This is a genomic window from Rhizobium azibense (assembly GCF_004342325.1).
Taxonomy (GTDB): Bacteria; Pseudomonadota; Alphaproteobacteria; order Rhizobiales; family Rhizobiaceae; genus Rhizobium; species Rhizobium etli_B.
Genome location: NZ_SMBJ01000007.1, coordinates 231,930 through 246,494 on the forward strand (window position 1 = coordinate 231,930; position 14,565 = coordinate 246,494).

Below are 14,565 nucleotides of genomic sequence, written 5' to 3' on the forward strand. Positions count from 1 at the left end.
GATTCTGTCTCGCTCATCGTTTCAGACGTCGCGCAGGCCCTGTCTGTCCTTGCTTCGACGCGTGGCACTGCGAATGCTCAAACGACCGGCGCAGGTGCGTGTGCCGTGCCAGTTCCCGCTGCCGGAAGGGCCGGCTGGTCGATCTTGGCCGCCAGTGGATGCAAATGCAATGTACGTGGATTGAAGGTTTCGAGGTAGGCCTCAGACCGTCCGATATAAATCATGGTGGAATCGGACAGCGTCGTCAGCAGTGCCATCAGGGTGGATTGCCATTCCGGCTCAAGGCCCTCCAGCACTTCGTCGAAGATGATCCAGCGCGGCCGCGCCAGCAGCAGGCGGGCAAAGCCGATCGCCTTCTGCTCATCGGAGTCAAGTATCTTGTCCCAGCGGGCCCGTCTATCGAGACGCGCAATGAGGTGGCCAAGGCCGGCTTTCTTGAGCGCTGCTTCGACGTCCTCGCTCTTGTAGGTGTCCACCGGTTCGGGAAAGGACAGCGCTTCGCGCAACGTGCCACCGGGCACATAGGCCACCTCTGGAACGAAAAGCATCCCGTCGGTGGGCGGCAACCCTATCTTGCCGCTGCCGCAGGGCCAGAGGCCGGCAAGCGCCTGGAACAGCAGCTTGCGGTTCACATTGTGATCGCCGTTGATCATGACCTTCTCGCCGGCCCTGATCGTGACATCCGTCTCGCGGACGGCAAAGCCGCCGCACAGATCGATCTCTTCGCCGAGCTTGGCGGCGATCATGAGATTCTTCAGGGTTAGCGTATCCGCGTTATCCTCGTAGGCGATCGCATTCTTCGGATTGATGGGCTCGTCCATGCCGTGCAAGGCATGGCGGAAATCCGTCACGCGCATCAGCGTCGCGCGCCACTCGGCGATCGCGGCGAAATTAGCAACATACCAGCGCAGGGCGGTATTGACCTGGTTGAAGGCGCCGACGGACATCATCAACTCGCCGAAGGTCAGGCTCCCCGAAAAATAGGCGGGAGCCGCGACGATGATCGGGACGACGATGACCAGCCAGCCGTAGCCGGCAGAAACCCAGGTGAGGTTGGTGTTGGCCATGGTCAGGCGCTTCAGGATGGCAAGTACCGAAGTGATATCCTCATTGATCCGCCGACGTTCGTTTTCCTCGCCGCGGGCCACGGTAATCGCCGGCATGTTCTCGTTGGCATGCATGAGCGAAAAGCGAAGCTCCGCTTCCTTGGAGAAGCGGTCGGCATTCAATATCACCAGCTTTCGGCCGACGATCTGGCTGAGGATCGAGGCGGATGCCGCATAGAAGATCGCGGCCCAGACCATATAGCCCGGAATGGCAAAGGCGTAGGTGCGAAAATGGAAGACGAAACCGCTCGAAAGCTCCCAGAGAACGCCGATGAAACTGACGAGCAGGATCGTCGACTGGATGAGGCCGAGCGTCAGGCCGGTCGTGCTTTCTGCAAGATTGCGGGCGTCTTCATGCAGCCGCTGATCCGGGTTTACGCCGATCAGGCCGGTTGAGGCGAGACGCAGCGCACGCTTGCGCTTCAGCCAATGATCCACGAGGTCACGGGTCAGCCCTTCGCGCATATAAAGCGCGGTCATCTGGTTGAGCCACGCCTGGCCGACGTTCATGAGCAATAGCGAACCGGCAATCAGCGCGAAGACCTGGAGCTGATGGAAGAATTCGCCAACGTCGCGGCGCTGCAGGGAATCGTAGAACGGCGCGTTCCAGCGGTTCAAGATGACCTGGCCATAGGCCGTCGCCAGAATTACGGCGAGCAGAATCGAGGCGAGAAGCAGAATCCTTCCGCGGACTTTGGAATCCCAGAATGCCGCGAACATCAGTTTCAGGCGGTATCCGAGGCTGAGTTCGAAACCTACTCTATCCTGCCCTTGAATGCTCGGCCTGCCTTCGACGTCGTCTGCCATTATGCCCTTCCATGCGGACAATGATGATCCTTGCTTAACATGGTGACCCGCCCTGTCCATCAACAGATTTTACCAGTCATTAACGCGTGAGTTACCTTGGTTCAACGCGGCCCTTCAGAATTGCGATTGATTCGCGTGGGCTCCGGCGCTATTTAATGTTTTCCGTGGTGATTTGGCCGGCCGGCTTGCAGCCACGTTAAATAAGTCGCTAAAGGGCCGCGTGCGGACCGGTAGCGATTCTCTCGCCGCCGGTTTTTTATTTGCCGGTACCTTTTGTTGTGACTGAGTGACCGCAATGCCCATCAAGATCCCCGATACTCTGCCCGCTTTCGAGACCCTCGTTCATGAGGGCGTGCGGGTGATGACCGAAACGGCGGCGATCCGTCAGGATATCCGCCCTTTGCAGATCGGGCTTCTCAATCTCATGCCGAACAAGGTCAAGACGGAGTTGCAGATGGCGCGCCTTGTGGGCGCTTCGCCGCTTCAGGTGGAGCTCTCGCTGGTCCGCATTGGAAACCATCGGGCCAAGAACACATCCGAAGACCACCTGCTCGCCTTCTACCAGACCTGGGAGGAGGTAAGGCATCGCAAGTTCGACGGCTTCATCATCACTGGCGCGCCGATCGAAACCCTGCCTTACGAGGACGTGACCTACTGGACGGAGATGAAGAAGATCTTCGATTGGACCGAGACGAACGTTCACTCGAGCATGAATGTCTGCTGGGGCGCAATGGCGGCAATCTACCATTTCCATAAGGTTCCGAAATACGAGCTGAAGGAAAAGGCCTTCGGTGTCTATCGGCACAAGAACCTCAAGCCTTCATCCGTCTACCTCAATGGCTTTTCCGACAATTTCGAAGTGCCCGTATCGCGCTGGACCGAGGTCCGGCGCGCCGATATCGACAGATCCGAAACCCTCGAAGTCCTCATGGAATCCGATGAGATGGGCGTGTGCCTCGTGCATGAGGAAAAAGGCAAGCGGCTCTACATGTTCAATCATGTTGAATACGATTCAACATCGCTTTCCGACGAATATTTCCGTGACGTGAATGCCGGCGTGCCGATCAAGATGCCGCATAACTATTTCCCGCATAACGATCCGTCGCTTGCGCCGCAGAACCGCTGGCGCAGCCATGCGCATCTGCTCTTCGGCAATTGGATCAATGAAATCTACCAGACGACGCCCTATAATCTCGACGAGATCGGTACAAGAAAGTGAACTGCACCCGCCGCTGACCTTGTTGCGGCGGTGTTTTCTTTTAGTGTTGATGGTTGCGGTCCTCGGCAAATGGAGGCAGGTTCGCGGACCTGAAACCAATACAGATTTGGGATTGCGAACTATGTCGGAAAAGCTTGAACGGGAAGTTTTCGGAACGACGAAGGATGGCGAAACCGTCCATCGTGTCGAAATCAGGGGCGGCGGCCTTACAGCCAGGATCATGTCTTGGGGGGCAGTCATCCAGGATCTCCGGCTCGACGGCCATGATGCGCCTCTCATGCTCGGCTTCGACGACTTTGCCAGCTATCCGTCACATTCCTCCTATTTTGGTGCAACGCCCGGCCGCTGTGCCAACCGCATCGGCGGCGGCAAGTTTACCCTCGACGGCAGGGCCCATCAGCTCGAGCTCAATGAAAAGGGCGTTTCGCATCTGCATGGCGGCAGCGACAATATCGCCAAGCGCAACTGGACGATTGTCGAACACGATGTTGATTATGTCGTCTTGAAGATCGTCGATCCGGACGGTCGCGCAGGCTATCCAGGCAACTGCACGGTCCAGGCAACCTACCGTGTGCATGGCAATGGCGAGTTTTCTGTGGTCTACGAGACGACCACCGACCGGCCGACGCTCGCCAATGTCTGCCAGCACGCCTATTTCAATCTCGACGGCCGCGAAGATGCGCTCGGCCACGACATCATGATCGCTGCCGATCATTATCTACCGACTGACGAGAAGCAAATCCCGACCGGCGAGGTCCGAAACGTCGAAGGTACGGTTTTCGACTTCCGCGAAATGGCCCCGATGAAGCGATTCGATGAACGCGGCGAGCAGGTGCTTTACGATCACAATTTCTGCCTTTCGACGGAACGCACGGCCAAGCGCTCCGTCGCACTGGCGCGCAGCGTCAATTCCGGTGTCTCGCTTGAGGTTAGAACCACCGAACCGGGCGTGCAATTCTATGCGGGATTCAAGCTCGACGTAGCGGTAGCAGGCATCGGCGGTCGGAAATACGGGCCGTTCGCCGGTTTCTGCCTCGAAACGCAGGTCTGGCCGGATGCGGTCAATCACGAGGGCTTTCCGAACGCGGTGCTGCGCCCAGGCGAGGTGTTGCGGCAGGAAACGGACTACATCTTCACGAAAAGCTGATCTTCGCGGCCATTCGATCCTGATAAACCATCGCGCCGTCACGAGGGTTCATCTTTTTCGAGGTTCGAGATTCGACTTGATAAGTGGTTCTAAATAGGTTCTATGGTTGATCCATGGATAGAACCAGTCTGATAGCGGAGCTCGATGCCCGCAGTCTACGCGACGAAACGATGACGGGACCGCTTTACAAGCGGCTGGCACTGGCGTTGACAGGTCTCATTCAGGAAGGTCTTCTCAAACCGGGTGCAGCCCTTCCCGGAGAGCGCGATCTTGCCGAAGCCCTGAAACTCGGCCGCGTGACGGTGCGAACCGCCTATCGTCATCTGATGAGCTCCGGCGCATTGGAATCGCGTCACGGCAGCGGTACCTTCGTTTCCAGTAAGGTGGAGCGCATGGAGCAACCGCTCTGGCGTCTTTCGTCTTTCTCTGCCGACATGCGCTCACGTGGCCGTTTGCCGGCGGCAAGGATATTGTCCCGCACGATCAATTCGCCCTCGCCGGAAGAATCCTTCCTTCTCGGACTTGGGCAGGATGAGGCCGTTCTGCGGCTGGATCGTCTGCGCCTGGCGGATGGTTTGCCGCTGGCGATCGAGCGGGCGGTTGTGCCGGTCAAGTTCCTCGGCGGCAATGCCGGTGGTGAGGGATCGCTTTACGATGCGCTGGCCGCAAACGGCCACAAGCCGGTGCGTGCGCTGCAGCGGCTGACCGCCGTGACGCTCGATCCTTCATCAGCCTCGATGCTGAACGTAAAGACCGGCGCGCCGGCGCTCCTGATCGAACGGATTTCGCGCCTGGAAGACCAGCGCGTCGTTGAATACACCCGTTCGCACTACCGAGGCGATGCCTATGATTTCGTGGCCGAACTGAAAATTGGAGATGATCAATGAGTGAGAACCAGTCGCTTATGCTTAAGGAGGCGGGCCAGTCGCCGGACGTCGTCGCGACGCTCCTTCAAAAGGAGAAGCCGGTTTTCGCCGAAATCGCCAAGCTGTTTTTTCCGGTTCGCCCGAGCGTGGTGACGACGGCAGCGCGCGGCTCTTCGGACCATGCTGCAACCTTCTTCAAATATCTGTTCGAAATCACTGCCGGTATTCCCGTGGCTTCCGTCGGCCCGTCGATCGCTTCGGTCTATGGCACGGCGCTGCAGTTGAAGGGGGGCGTCCACTTCACGGTTTCGCAATCCGGCGCCAGCCCGGATATCGTCGCCCTTCAGGATGCTGCCAAACGCGGCGGCGCGACGACGATCGCCGTTGTGAACGTCACCGACAGCCCGCTTGCAAAGCAGGCAGATATCGTTGTGGGACTCAATGCGGGTGCGGAAAAGAGTGTCGCCGCGACCAAGTCCTTCATCGCCTCGGCTGCCGCGCTCGCCGGTGTGACGGCTGCGATTGGCGGTACGGCGGATCTGCAAGCCTCACTGGAGAGGTTGCCGGAGGCTCTGTCGGCGACTGCTGGTATCGATACGACTGCCGCAGAAGACGTGCTCTTCAATGCAACCTCGCTTTATACGGCAGGCCGCGGGCCAGCTTTTGCGATCGCGCTCGAGGCCGCGCTGAAAGCCAAGGAAACCTCCGGCCTTCACGCGGAAGCCTTCTCGCTGGCTGAACTGATGCATGGCCCCATGCGCCTCGTGCAGCCGGGTTTCCCGATCGTCGCCTTCCTGCCAGACGACGCGGCCTATGCCAACAACGTCCAGGCACTCGAGCGACTACAGAAGCTCGGCGCAACGACGGTACCATTTTCGGCCCAGCCGCTTTCCGGCGTCAATCTGCGCGTGCCGACGACAGGCAACGGCCTCATCGATCCGCTCGTGTCGCTTCTCGTCTATTATCGCCTGATCGAGTCCGTTACGCGCCGCAAAGGTTTCGATCCAGACAAGCCGGCGAACCTGCTCAAAGTCACGGAGACGATATGATGCCTCGTAAGATCTTCACAGGTGCCCGGATCTTCGACGGCGAGAGGTTCCACGACGAAAAGGCGCTGATCGTTACAAATGGCCGGGTCGAGGCCATCGTCCCGTGCAACGGCTTGCCCGAAGGCGAGACGATCTCGCTCGACGGCGGTGTGCTTTCGGCAGGTTTCGTCGATGCGCAGGTGAATGGCGGCGGCGGGCGCATGCTCAACGATGAGCCGTCCGCAGCCTCGATGTATATCATTGCTGACGGTCACCGGCGCTACGGCACGACGGCGCTGCTTCCGACGCTGATCACCGATACGGCAGATGCGACGGCGGCCGCGATCGAGGCAGCGAAGGATGCGGTTAAAACCAATCGCGGCGTGGCCGGTCTTCATCTGGAGGGTCCGCATCTGGCGCCAGCCCGCAAGGGCGCGCATCTGGCCGAACTGATGCGCCCGGTCGATGACAAGGATGTCAGAGCTTTCATCCAAGCCCGCGAGGCAATCGGTACGCTGCTCGTGACGATGGCGGTCGAACAGGTGACGGTGGCTCAAGTCCGCGAACTGAGCGGGGCTGGCATTATCGTCAGCATCGGTCATTCGGATTGTTCGAGCGAAGCTGCAGAAGAGCGTTTCGATGCTGGTGCACGCGGCGTCACCCATCTTTTCAATGCCATGAGCCAGATGGGGCACCGCGCGCCCGGTCTGGTTGGCGCGGCGATCGACCATCCGTCGACGTGGTGCGGGATAATCGCCGATGGCCACCACGTCGATCCAAAAGCGCTGCGGACTGCACTTCGCGCCAAGCGCGGGGAGGGCAAGCTGTTCTTCGTGACCGATGCCATGTCGCTGGTTGGCTCCAGCAAGGATAGCTTCATGCTGAACGGCCGCACCGTACGGCGTGAAAAGGGGGGCTTCTGCTCGAAGCTGGTGCTTTCGGACGGCACGCTTGCCGGATCGGATGTCGATATGGCGTCGAGCATCCGCTATGGTGTCACCTATCTAGATCTGACGCTTGCCGAGGCGCTGCGCATGGCAACACTCTATCCGGCCCGGTTTCTCCGGCTCGATGGATACGGCCATCTTTCGCCGGGAGCACGCGCCGACCTCGTGCATCTGACGGATACGATCGAAGTCGCCGCCACCTGGATCGACGGCCAAGCGGCCTGAAACAGAGGAAATGCCATGACGGCCGTTACGGATGCCTATTTCTCAGACCTGATCGGTCGTCTTGAGGCTTTGAAGGCAAGCCTTGCCGAACCCATGGCAAAGGCCGCAGAAGTCGTTCTCGAGGCTGCGCTTCACGACCAGCGCGTTTACGTCTTCGGCACGGGCCATTCGCATATGCTGGCCGAGGAGGTGCATTATCGCGCCGGCGGTCTTGCCTTCACCGTGCCGGTTCTTATCGGCTCGGCGATGCTGCATGAGGGGGCGGTCATCAGCTCGGTCTATGAACGCACGCAAGGCCTCGTTCGGCCGGTGCTCGAGCGCTACGGCATGCAGCCAGGCGACGTCATCATCATTGCTTCGAATTCGGGTGTGAATGCCGCACCAATCGAGGCTGCAGATTATGGCCGCGAGATCGGCGCCAAGGTGATCGCTATCACCTCGGTTGCCTATTCGAGCGCGATTGCCAATGGCCGCCGGCGGCTGGCAGATATCGCCGATGTCGTGCTGGATAACGGATTGCCGCCAGGCGATGCCGTGCTCGATCTGGCTGGAAACGGTCTCAAGGTGGGCCCCGTGTCGACGGCTGTCGGAGCAACAGTGCTCAACGCAATCTTTGCCGAAGTTGCCTCGACGCTGTCGAAGTCCGGCGACGCGCCGGTCTATCTCAGCGCCAACATGCCGGGAGCTGCGGATGTCAATCAGCGCCTCGTGAAAAAGTACCGGCCGCGCAACCCGCATCTATAGTTCAAACAGAAAGGCCGGCGTCAGACCGGCCTTTCTCGATGAAAGATGTCCGAAGGATCAATCCTTGGCGCGTTCGACGTATGAATTGTCTTCCGTTGCGATGACGACGCGCGTGCCCGCGTTGATATGCGGCGGCACCATGGTGCGCACGCCGTTCGAAAGCATCGCTGGCTTGTAGGAGGAAGACGCCGTCTGGCCCTTGACGACGGGTTCCGTCTCGGTGATCTCGAGCGTGACGTGGCGCGGCAGCTCGATTGCCAGCGGAATGCCTTCATGGATCGACAGAATGCAGGTCATGCCTTCCTGGAGGTAGGCCTTCTGGTCTCCCATTATCTCGTTGTCGACGACGACCTGATCGTAGGTAGCCGGATTCATGAAGTGGAAACCTTCGCCGTCTTCATAAAGATATTGGAAGTTCACATCCTCAACGAAGGCGCGCTCGACCTGCTCGGTCGTGCGCCAGCGCTCGGAAACCTTCACGCCGTCGACGATGCGGCGCATGTCGACCTGGGTGACCGGCGTACCCTTGCCGGGGTGAAAGTTCTGCGCAGTGAGAACGACGTAGAGTTTGCCGTCCACGTCGAGAACGTTGCCCTTGCGGACCGAAGAGGCGATGACCTTGACCATAAGACTTCCTTGTAACTCGGCTTTTGGCGTCGTAGAGGGACTGTCTGGATGGCCCCGATGACGCAAATCGTTTTTCGTTGGGGCGCAACTAACCTAAAATCCGGCAAAACGCCAGCCCTCGCGTTGGCCCCCCAGGTGAAGAAAGCTGACAATGAACCTTACCGGCGCCAAAGCGTCTCCTTGGTGGACCCCCAGCGTTCACGCGGACCGCCGCCCGTTCCTGATTGGACGGAACGCGATCCAGGCGGCGCTGCGCAGCCACTTCGCGCGCAAGGATTTCATCGAGGTGGATCCGGCGACGCTGCAGGTTTCGCCCGGCAACGAGGCGCATCTGCACGCTTTTGCAACCGAGGCGCTGACGACGGACGGGCAGGCGGCGGCATCTCTTTACCTGCACACCTCGCCGGAATTTGCCTGCAAGAAGCTGCTCGCAGCCGGTGAGCAGCGCATCGCCTGCTTTGCACATGTCTATCGCAACCGCGAACGCGGCCCATTCCACCATCCCGAATTCACGATGCTGGAATGGTATCGCGCCGGCGAAAGCTATGAAACGCTGATGACGGATTGCCTGCAGGTCCTGGCGCTTGCCGCCGAAACCGTGAAGGCGCCGAAGTTGATCTATCGGGGCGCCGAAACCGACCCATTCGCCGGACCTGAACGCATCAGCGTCGCAGATGCATTCGAGCGCTATGCGGGCATCGCCCTGTTGGCGTCGGTCGCCGCCGATGGCTCCACGGATCGAGAATATCTGGCTTGCGAACTGCGCCGGAATGGCATGCGCGTTTCAGCCGACGACGGCTGGGCCGATCTCTTCAGCCGCGTCCTGGTTGAGAAAATAGAACCGCACCTCGGTTTCGGCCGCGTGACCATTCTGGATGAGTACCCGGTTTCGGAGGCGGCACTCGCCCGTCCCTCGGCGCGCGATCCGCGGGTTGCGGAACGTTTCGAGCTCTATGCCTGCGGTGTTGAACTGGCGAACGGCTTCGGCGAACTCACCAACGCGGCAGAACAACGCCGCCGCTTTGAGCTCGAGATGGCAGAGAAGGCGCGCGTTTATGGCGAACGCTACCCGTTAGACGAAGATTTTCTCGATGCGCTTTCGATCATGCCCGAGGCAAGCGGCATCGCGCTCGGCTTCGACCGGCTGGTCATGCTGGCGACAGGAGCATCGCGCATCGACCAAGTGCTCTGGGCGCCGGTTGCGGAGTATCGCTGATGAATATCCTCCGGCCGATCAAAAGCGTCGATGACCTGTCGAAAGCCGGGTTATTGGTCGATCGCGACCGGCCTTCGCTCGAAGAGGTCGCTGCACGATACGCGATCGCCCTGACGCCGACCGTCGCCAAGCTGATCGATCGAGCCGACGTCGACGATCCGATCGCGCGTCAGTTCGTGCCGGATGCGGCCGAGCTTGTCGTAACACCTGAAGAGCGCGCCGACCCGATCGGTGATCATGCGCACAGCCCGGTTGAAGGCATTGTGCATCGATATCCCGATCGTGTGCTGCTGAAGGCCGTGCATGTCTGTCCGGTTTATTGCCGCTTTTGCTTCAGGCGGGAGATGGTCGGACCTCAAGGTCTCGGTACGCTCGATGCGGCGGCGATGATGGCTGCTTTCGACTATATCCGCAGCCATGCGGAGATCTGGGAGGTGATCCTTACGGGTGGCGATCCGCTCATCCTTTCCCCGCGGCGGCTTGAAGAGATCATGCTGCAGCTTGCGGCCATCGAACATGTGAAGATCGTCCGGTTCCATACACGTGTGCCTGCTGTCGATCCGCAGAGGATCGATGCCAGGTTGATCGCAGCATTGAAAGCGAGCGGCAAGACGACCTATATCGCGCTTCATGCCAACCACCCGCGCGAAATGACGCTCGAAGCCCGTGCAGCCTGTGCCCGCCTCATCGATGCGGGCGTCGTCATGATCAGTCAGTCCGTACTCTTAAAGGGCGTCAACGACGCTGCCGGCGTTCTGGCGGACCTGATGAAGATATTCGTCGAGACGCGCGTCAAGCCTTACTACTTGCACCATCCCGATCTGGCCCCCGGCACCAGCCATTTCCGGCTGACGATCGAAGAAGGCCAGAAGATCGTTTCTTCGCTGCGCGGCCGCATCTCGGGGCTTTGTCAGCCGGCCTATATCCTTGATATCCCCGGCGGCCACGGAAAGGCAGCGATTGGCGAAAATTCTGTCCGCAAGACGGCAGATGGTTGTTTTTCCGTCTTGGATTACCAGGGCGCAGAGCACTCCTATCCGCCATCGGGGTGACGCAAGGATGCGCAGCGTATCATTCCTGCACTTCCAGCCTTAACATCAATCTTGACGCCCGCGGCAGGAGTAACGCCTAAGTGTCTGTCAAGAAAAAGATAAAGACCATCGAGGCAGGATACCCTCTAAAATTTTAAGTGTGGGCCTTCCTCATATTTAACCAGACACATTAGCGGAATGTTTTGTTTTCCGGCCTAAAAGAACGCTCATGATGAAGGCGATAATCGCCAACTCGGGATCATGACTAATCTTGGAGCTAAGGATGAACAAGACAATCCGCGAATTGCTCGCCAAATTCGGCAAGCTTCCTGTTTCGATCGATCAGGTGGCCGACGATGCCGATCTTTATGCGGCCGGTCTGACATCCTTTGCTTCCGTGCAGCTCATGCTTGGTATCGAAGAAGCATTCGATATCGAATTCCCCGACAATCTCCTCAATCGCAAGTCCTTTGCCAGCATCTCCGCGATCGAAAAGACCGTCGACATCATCAAGGACAACCGGAAGGTCGCGTGATGAATTTTCCGGTCAAGATCACGGAACAGAGTCTTATCGTCAGAACGGCGCGCGTTGGCGAGATCGCCGCGAAATATGCCGACGCTGTCGACGCCGAAGGCCGCTTTCCAAGCGAGGCTGTCGATGCGATGAAGGCCGAGCGACTGCTCGGCATTCAAGTCCCGCGCCACCTTGGCGGCGAGGGGGCTTCGACGACCGAAGTCGCCGAACTCTGCTCCCTTCTTGGCCAGGCTTGCGCGGCAAGTGCAATGATCTTTGCCATGCACCACATCAAGCTCTCAAGCCTTGTCGAGCACGGCACCGAAAGTGAATGGCATGCAGGCTTCATGCGGCGCGTCGCCGCCGAGCAGCTGCTGATCGCATCGGCGACGACCGAAGGCGGGATCGGCGGCAATCTGCGCAACAGCATCTGCGCCATCGAGGTCAGCGGCGACAGCTGCCGTCTCGAAAAGGATGCGACCGTGATCTCCTACGGCTCGCATGCCGATGCGATCCTCATAACGTCTCGCAGCCATCCGGACGCGACACCCTCCGATCAAGTGCTCACCGCGTTTCTCAAGGACCAGTATACCCTTGAGCGTACCCATATCTGGAACACGCTGGGCATGCGCGGCACCTGCTCCGACGGCTTCCTCTTCAAGGGACAGGCGCCTGCCGTTCAGATCCTGCCGAAGCCTTTCGCCGAAATCGCTGCGCAGTCGATGCTCGCTTCGTCGCATCTGCTCTGGAGCGGCGTCTGGTATGGCATTGCCGTCGATGCCGTCTCCCGCGCGCAGGCTTTCGTACGTGCCGCGGCCCGTAAATCTCCTGGTGTTGCGCCACCCGGCGCGCTGCGGCTCGCCGAAGTCTCCAACCTGCTGCAGATGGTGAAATCGAACGTCGTGGCGGGCCTCAAGGCTTACGAGGGTGCCAAGGCCGACCCGGACAGGCTTTCGTCGATGGGCTTTGCGGTAGCCATGAACAACGTGAAGATCGCTTCGTCGGAAACGATCCTGGAGATCGTCAACCACGCCATGCTGATCTGCGGCATCGTGGGCTACAAGAACGGTACGCCCTTCAGCCTGGGCCGGCATCTGCGCGACGCTCATTCCGCCCAGCTCATGATCTCGAATGACCGCATCCTCGGCAACACGTCGAGCATGCTTCTCGTCCACAAGCAGGACACTAGCCTACTGGGGTGACAGTCATGGATATGCAGACCTCGTTTCTGGACCGGCTCTTCGAATCCGGTCTACTGATCGATACCGGCGTCGACGGTCTTTATGGCCGCAGCGGGCAGTTCGAAGAGGTGATCACCGCCTTCGAGCGGCTGATCGACAAGTTCGGCGGTGCGGATGGCGCAGAAGCGATGCGCTTCCCGCCGGGCATGAACCGCGCGCTCTTCGAAAAGAGCGGCTACATGAAAAGCTTCCCGCAGCTTGCAGGCACCGTCCACAGCTTCTGCGGCAGTGAACTCGATCACATGAACCTGCTGCAGTGCATGGAAGTCGGCGACGACTGGACGAAGGGCCAGGAGGCGACGGATATCGTGCTGACGCCGGCCGCCTGCTATCCGCTTTATCCGACAATCGCCAAGCGCGGCAATCTGCCTGCAAAGGGCGGCCTCTTCGACCTGCAGTCCTATTGCTTTCGCCACGAGCCATCGAAAGATCCTGCCCGCCAGCAGCTTTTCCGCATGCGCGAGTATGTCTGCATGGGAACCGAAAGCCACGTTACCGACTTCCGTCAGCGCTGGATGGATCGCGGCGTCGAGATGATGAAGCAGGTCGGCCTCCAAGTCGTCATCGACGTCGCCAACGATCCATTTTTCGGCCGCGCCGGCAAGATGATGGTCAACAACCAGCGTGATCAGAACCTGAAGTTCGAGCTGCTGATCCCGATCACGTCAACCGCCAATCCGACAGCCTGCATGAGCTTCAACTACCACCAGGATTCTTTCGGCCAGAAGTGGGACCTCAACCTCGAGGACGGCAGCGTCGCGCACACTGCATGCGTCGGCTTCGGTCTCGAGCGCATCGCGCTTGCGCTGTTCCATCATCACGGTCTGGACGTGAAGGAATGGCCGGCGAATGCGCGCAAGGCCCTTTGGGGCTGAGCGGTCCGATGTCGTGCGTTTTCCCGGCCATCCGACCAGATGGCTACCGCCAGCATGCACTGCATTCCAGTGAGCGCATGTGGCCGGAAACCAACTGCTATATCGACCTGTGGATCGAAGTGCTGCACACCCTCAGGCTGCCGCCTGAAGCGATGCTCGGCGTTACGCTGACGCAGGATTTCGAGGGCGATCAATTCACCTTCTTCAAGGTGCCCCTCGAAGACCTCGAGGCGCTTTACGGCATCCGTGTCACCGAACTCGCGATCTTCGACCGCGTCGAGCATCACGTCGAAACGCAGATCAGGCGCGGCCGGCTTTGCCTGGTCGAAATGGACTCCTTCTATATGCCGGACACGCAGGGTACGGCCTATCATTGCGAACACGGCAAGACGACCGTCGCCATCAATCGGCTGGATGTTGCCGCAAAACGCGTTGAGTATTTTCACAATGCCGGCTATTTCCAGCTTGAGGGCGAGGACTTCGACGGTCTCTTCCAGATGCATCTGTCGGAGAGCAATTCGCCCTTCCTGCCCTATACGGAATTTGCAAAATTTCCCGAGACGTTTGCAGGCGAGAATTATATCGGCGATGTGGCGCACCGTCTTTTCAAGGTCCATTTCTCGCGCCGGCCTGCCGAAAACCCGATCCGTGCATTCGCCAAGCAGTTTCCACAGCAGGTGGAAGCTGTCGCCGAACGCCCGTTCGGCTTCTTCCACAAATATGCCTTCAACACCTTGCGCCAGTTCGGTGCGAATTTCGAGTTGGCCGCAGATCACCTCGCGTGGCTTTCTGAAGGCAGGTTCGCGCAGGCTGAAGAGAATGCCCGGCGCATCTCCGAAGTGGCGAAGTCGGTGCAGTTTCAACTTGCACGTGCCGTCACGCGCAGGAAGTTCGAGCCATTGAAGGCGGCGCTTGATCCGGCGGCGGATGCATGGGATGCCATGATGACTTCGATTTCCGATCGGCTTTGAT

The 14,565-nt window shown here is 59.4% G+C and carries 14 protein-coding genes and 1 riboswitch; of the genes, 12 read left to right on the forward strand and 2 right to left on the reverse strand.

Features of this window, described 5'->3' with window-relative positions:
* Positions 1–77: 77 nt before the first annotated feature.
* Positions 78–1,913, reverse strand: a complete 1,836-nt coding sequence (locus EV130_RS19150) for an ABC transporter ATP-binding protein/permease (protein ID WP_074062869.1) — start codon at positions 1,911–1,913, stop codon at positions 78–80.
* A gap of 154 nt (positions 1,914–2,067) precedes the next feature.
* Positions 2,068–2,145, forward strand: a riboswitch (SAM riboswitch).
* Between the two features lie 63 nt (positions 2,146–2,208).
* Here EV130_RS19150 and metA point away from each other — a divergent pair.
* From metA to EV130_RS19180, 6 genes are all read left to right on the forward strand, one after another.
* A complete protein-coding gene (gene metA / locus EV130_RS19155) occupies positions 2,209–3,132 on the forward strand; it encodes a homoserine O-acetyltransferase MetA (RefSeq protein ID WP_074062868.1) in 924 nt (307 codons plus the stop codon).
* Between the two features lie 121 nt (positions 3,133–3,253).
* Complete coding sequence (locus tag EV130_RS19160; protein ID WP_074062867.1) at positions 3,254–4,279, forward strand: aldose epimerase family protein; 1,026 nt, start codon at positions 3,254–3,256, stop codon at positions 4,277–4,279.
* 113 nt (positions 4,280–4,392) lie between these two features.
* Complete coding sequence (locus EV130_RS19165; RefSeq protein WP_074062866.1) at positions 4,393–5,166, forward strand: GntR family transcriptional regulator; 774 nt, start codon at positions 4,393–4,395, stop codon at positions 5,164–5,166.
* On the forward strand, positions 5,163–6,194 hold the full coding sequence (locus EV130_RS19170; RefSeq protein WP_074062865.1) for an SIS domain-containing protein: 1,032 nt from the start codon (positions 5,163–5,165) through the stop codon (positions 6,192–6,194). The genes EV130_RS19165 and EV130_RS19170 overlap by 4 nt, the downstream gene beginning before the upstream one ends.
* Entirely contained in the window at positions 6,194–7,345 is a 1,152-nt protein-coding gene (gene nagA / locus EV130_RS19175) for an N-acetylglucosamine-6-phosphate deacetylase (protein WP_074063375.1), read from the forward strand. Before EV130_RS19170 ends, nagA begins: the two co-directional genes overlap by 1 nt.
* 15 nt (positions 7,346–7,360) lie before the next feature.
* A complete protein-coding gene (locus EV130_RS19180) occupies positions 7,361–8,089 on the forward strand; it encodes an SIS domain-containing protein (RefSeq protein ID WP_074062864.1) in 729 nt (242 codons plus the stop codon).
* Positions 8,090–8,146: 57 nt separating this feature from the next.
* Here EV130_RS19180 and efp read toward each other — a convergent pair whose 3' ends face one another.
* The gene (efp, locus tag EV130_RS19185) at positions 8,147–8,716 is read right to left on the reverse strand and encodes an elongation factor P (RefSeq protein ID WP_074062863.1); all 570 of its coding nucleotides are present in this window, start codon (positions 8,714–8,716) and stop codon (positions 8,147–8,149) included.
* A gap of 151 nt (positions 8,717–8,867) precedes the next feature.
* Between efp and epmA the strand changes: the two genes are divergently transcribed.
* The 6 genes from epmA to EV130_RS19215 all read left to right on the forward strand — a co-directional run bounded on the left by epmA (position 8,868) and on the right by EV130_RS19215 (position 14,564).
* Positions 8,868–9,932, forward strand: a complete 1,065-nt coding sequence (gene epmA, locus EV130_RS19190) for an EF-P lysine aminoacylase EpmA (RefSeq protein WP_074062862.1) — start codon at positions 8,868–8,870, stop codon at positions 9,930–9,932.
* Entirely contained in the window at positions 9,932–10,984 is a 1,053-nt protein-coding gene (locus EV130_RS19195; protein WP_074062861.1) for a lysine-2,3-aminomutase-like protein, read from the forward strand. Before epmA ends, EV130_RS19195 begins: the two co-directional genes overlap by 1 nt.
* 262 nt (positions 10,985–11,246) lie before the next feature.
* The gene (locus EV130_RS19200) at positions 11,247–11,498 is read left to right on the forward strand and encodes an acyl carrier protein (RefSeq protein ID WP_074062860.1); all 252 of its coding nucleotides are present in this window, start codon (positions 11,247–11,249) and stop codon (positions 11,496–11,498) included.
* A complete protein-coding gene (locus EV130_RS19205) occupies positions 11,498–12,679 on the forward strand; it encodes an acyl-CoA dehydrogenase family protein (protein ID WP_132661125.1) in 1,182 nt (393 codons plus the stop codon). The genes EV130_RS19200 and EV130_RS19205 overlap by 1 nt, the downstream gene beginning before the upstream one ends.
* Before the next feature lie 5 nt (positions 12,680–12,684).
* Complete coding sequence (locus EV130_RS19210; protein WP_074062858.1) at positions 12,685–13,593, forward strand: amino acid--[acyl-carrier-protein] ligase; 909 nt, start codon at positions 12,685–12,687, stop codon at positions 13,591–13,593.
* Positions 13,594–13,601: 8 nt separating this feature from the next.
* Entirely contained in the window at positions 13,602–14,564 is a 963-nt protein-coding gene (locus EV130_RS19215; protein WP_132661098.1) for a DUF1839 family protein, read from the forward strand.
* Position 14,565: the final 1 nt, after the last annotated feature.

Coding starts and splice junctions, on each gene's coding strand:
- EV130_RS19180 (WP_074062864.1), top strand. CDS start 7,361: ATGACGGCCGTTACGGATGCCTATTTCTCAGACCTGATCGGTCGTCTT.
- EV130_RS19215 (WP_132661098.1), top strand. CDS start 13,602: ATGTCGTGCGTTTTCCCGGCCATCCGACCAGATGGCTACCGCCAGCAT.
- efp (WP_074062863.1), bottom strand. CDS start 8,716: ATGGTCAAGGTCATCGCCTCTTCGGTCCGCAAGGGCAACGTTCTCGAC.
- EV130_RS19165 (WP_074062866.1), top strand. CDS start 4,393: ATGGATAGAACCAGTCTGATAGCGGAGCTCGATGCCCGCAGTCTACGC.
- EV130_RS19150 (WP_074062869.1), bottom strand. CDS start 1,913: ATGGCAGACGACGTCGAAGGCAGGCCGAGCATTCAAGGGCAGGATAGA.
- EV130_RS19170 (WP_074062865.1), top strand. CDS start 5,163: ATGAGTGAGAACCAGTCGCTTATGCTTAAGGAGGCGGGCCAGTCGCCG.
- EV130_RS19205 (WP_132661125.1), top strand. CDS start 11,498: ATGAATTTTCCGGTCAAGATCACGGAACAGAGTCTTATCGTCAGAACG.
- metA (WP_074062868.1), top strand. CDS start 2,209: ATGCCCATCAAGATCCCCGATACTCTGCCCGCTTTCGAGACCCTCGTT.
- EV130_RS19195 (WP_074062861.1), top strand. CDS start 9,932: ATGAATATCCTCCGGCCGATCAAAAGCGTCGATGACCTGTCGAAAGCC.
- epmA (WP_074062862.1), top strand. CDS start 8,868: ATGAACCTTACCGGCGCCAAAGCGTCTCCTTGGTGGACCCCCAGCGTT.
- nagA (WP_074063375.1), top strand. CDS start 6,194: ATGCCTCGTAAGATCTTCACAGGTGCCCGGATCTTCGACGGCGAGAGG.
- EV130_RS19160 (WP_074062867.1), top strand. CDS start 3,254: ATGTCGGAAAAGCTTGAACGGGAAGTTTTCGGAACGACGAAGGATGGC.
- EV130_RS19200 (WP_074062860.1), top strand. CDS start 11,247: ATGAACAAGACAATCCGCGAATTGCTCGCCAAATTCGGCAAGCTTCCT.
- EV130_RS19210 (WP_074062858.1), top strand. CDS start 12,685: ATGGATATGCAGACCTCGTTTCTGGACCGGCTCTTCGAATCCGGTCTA.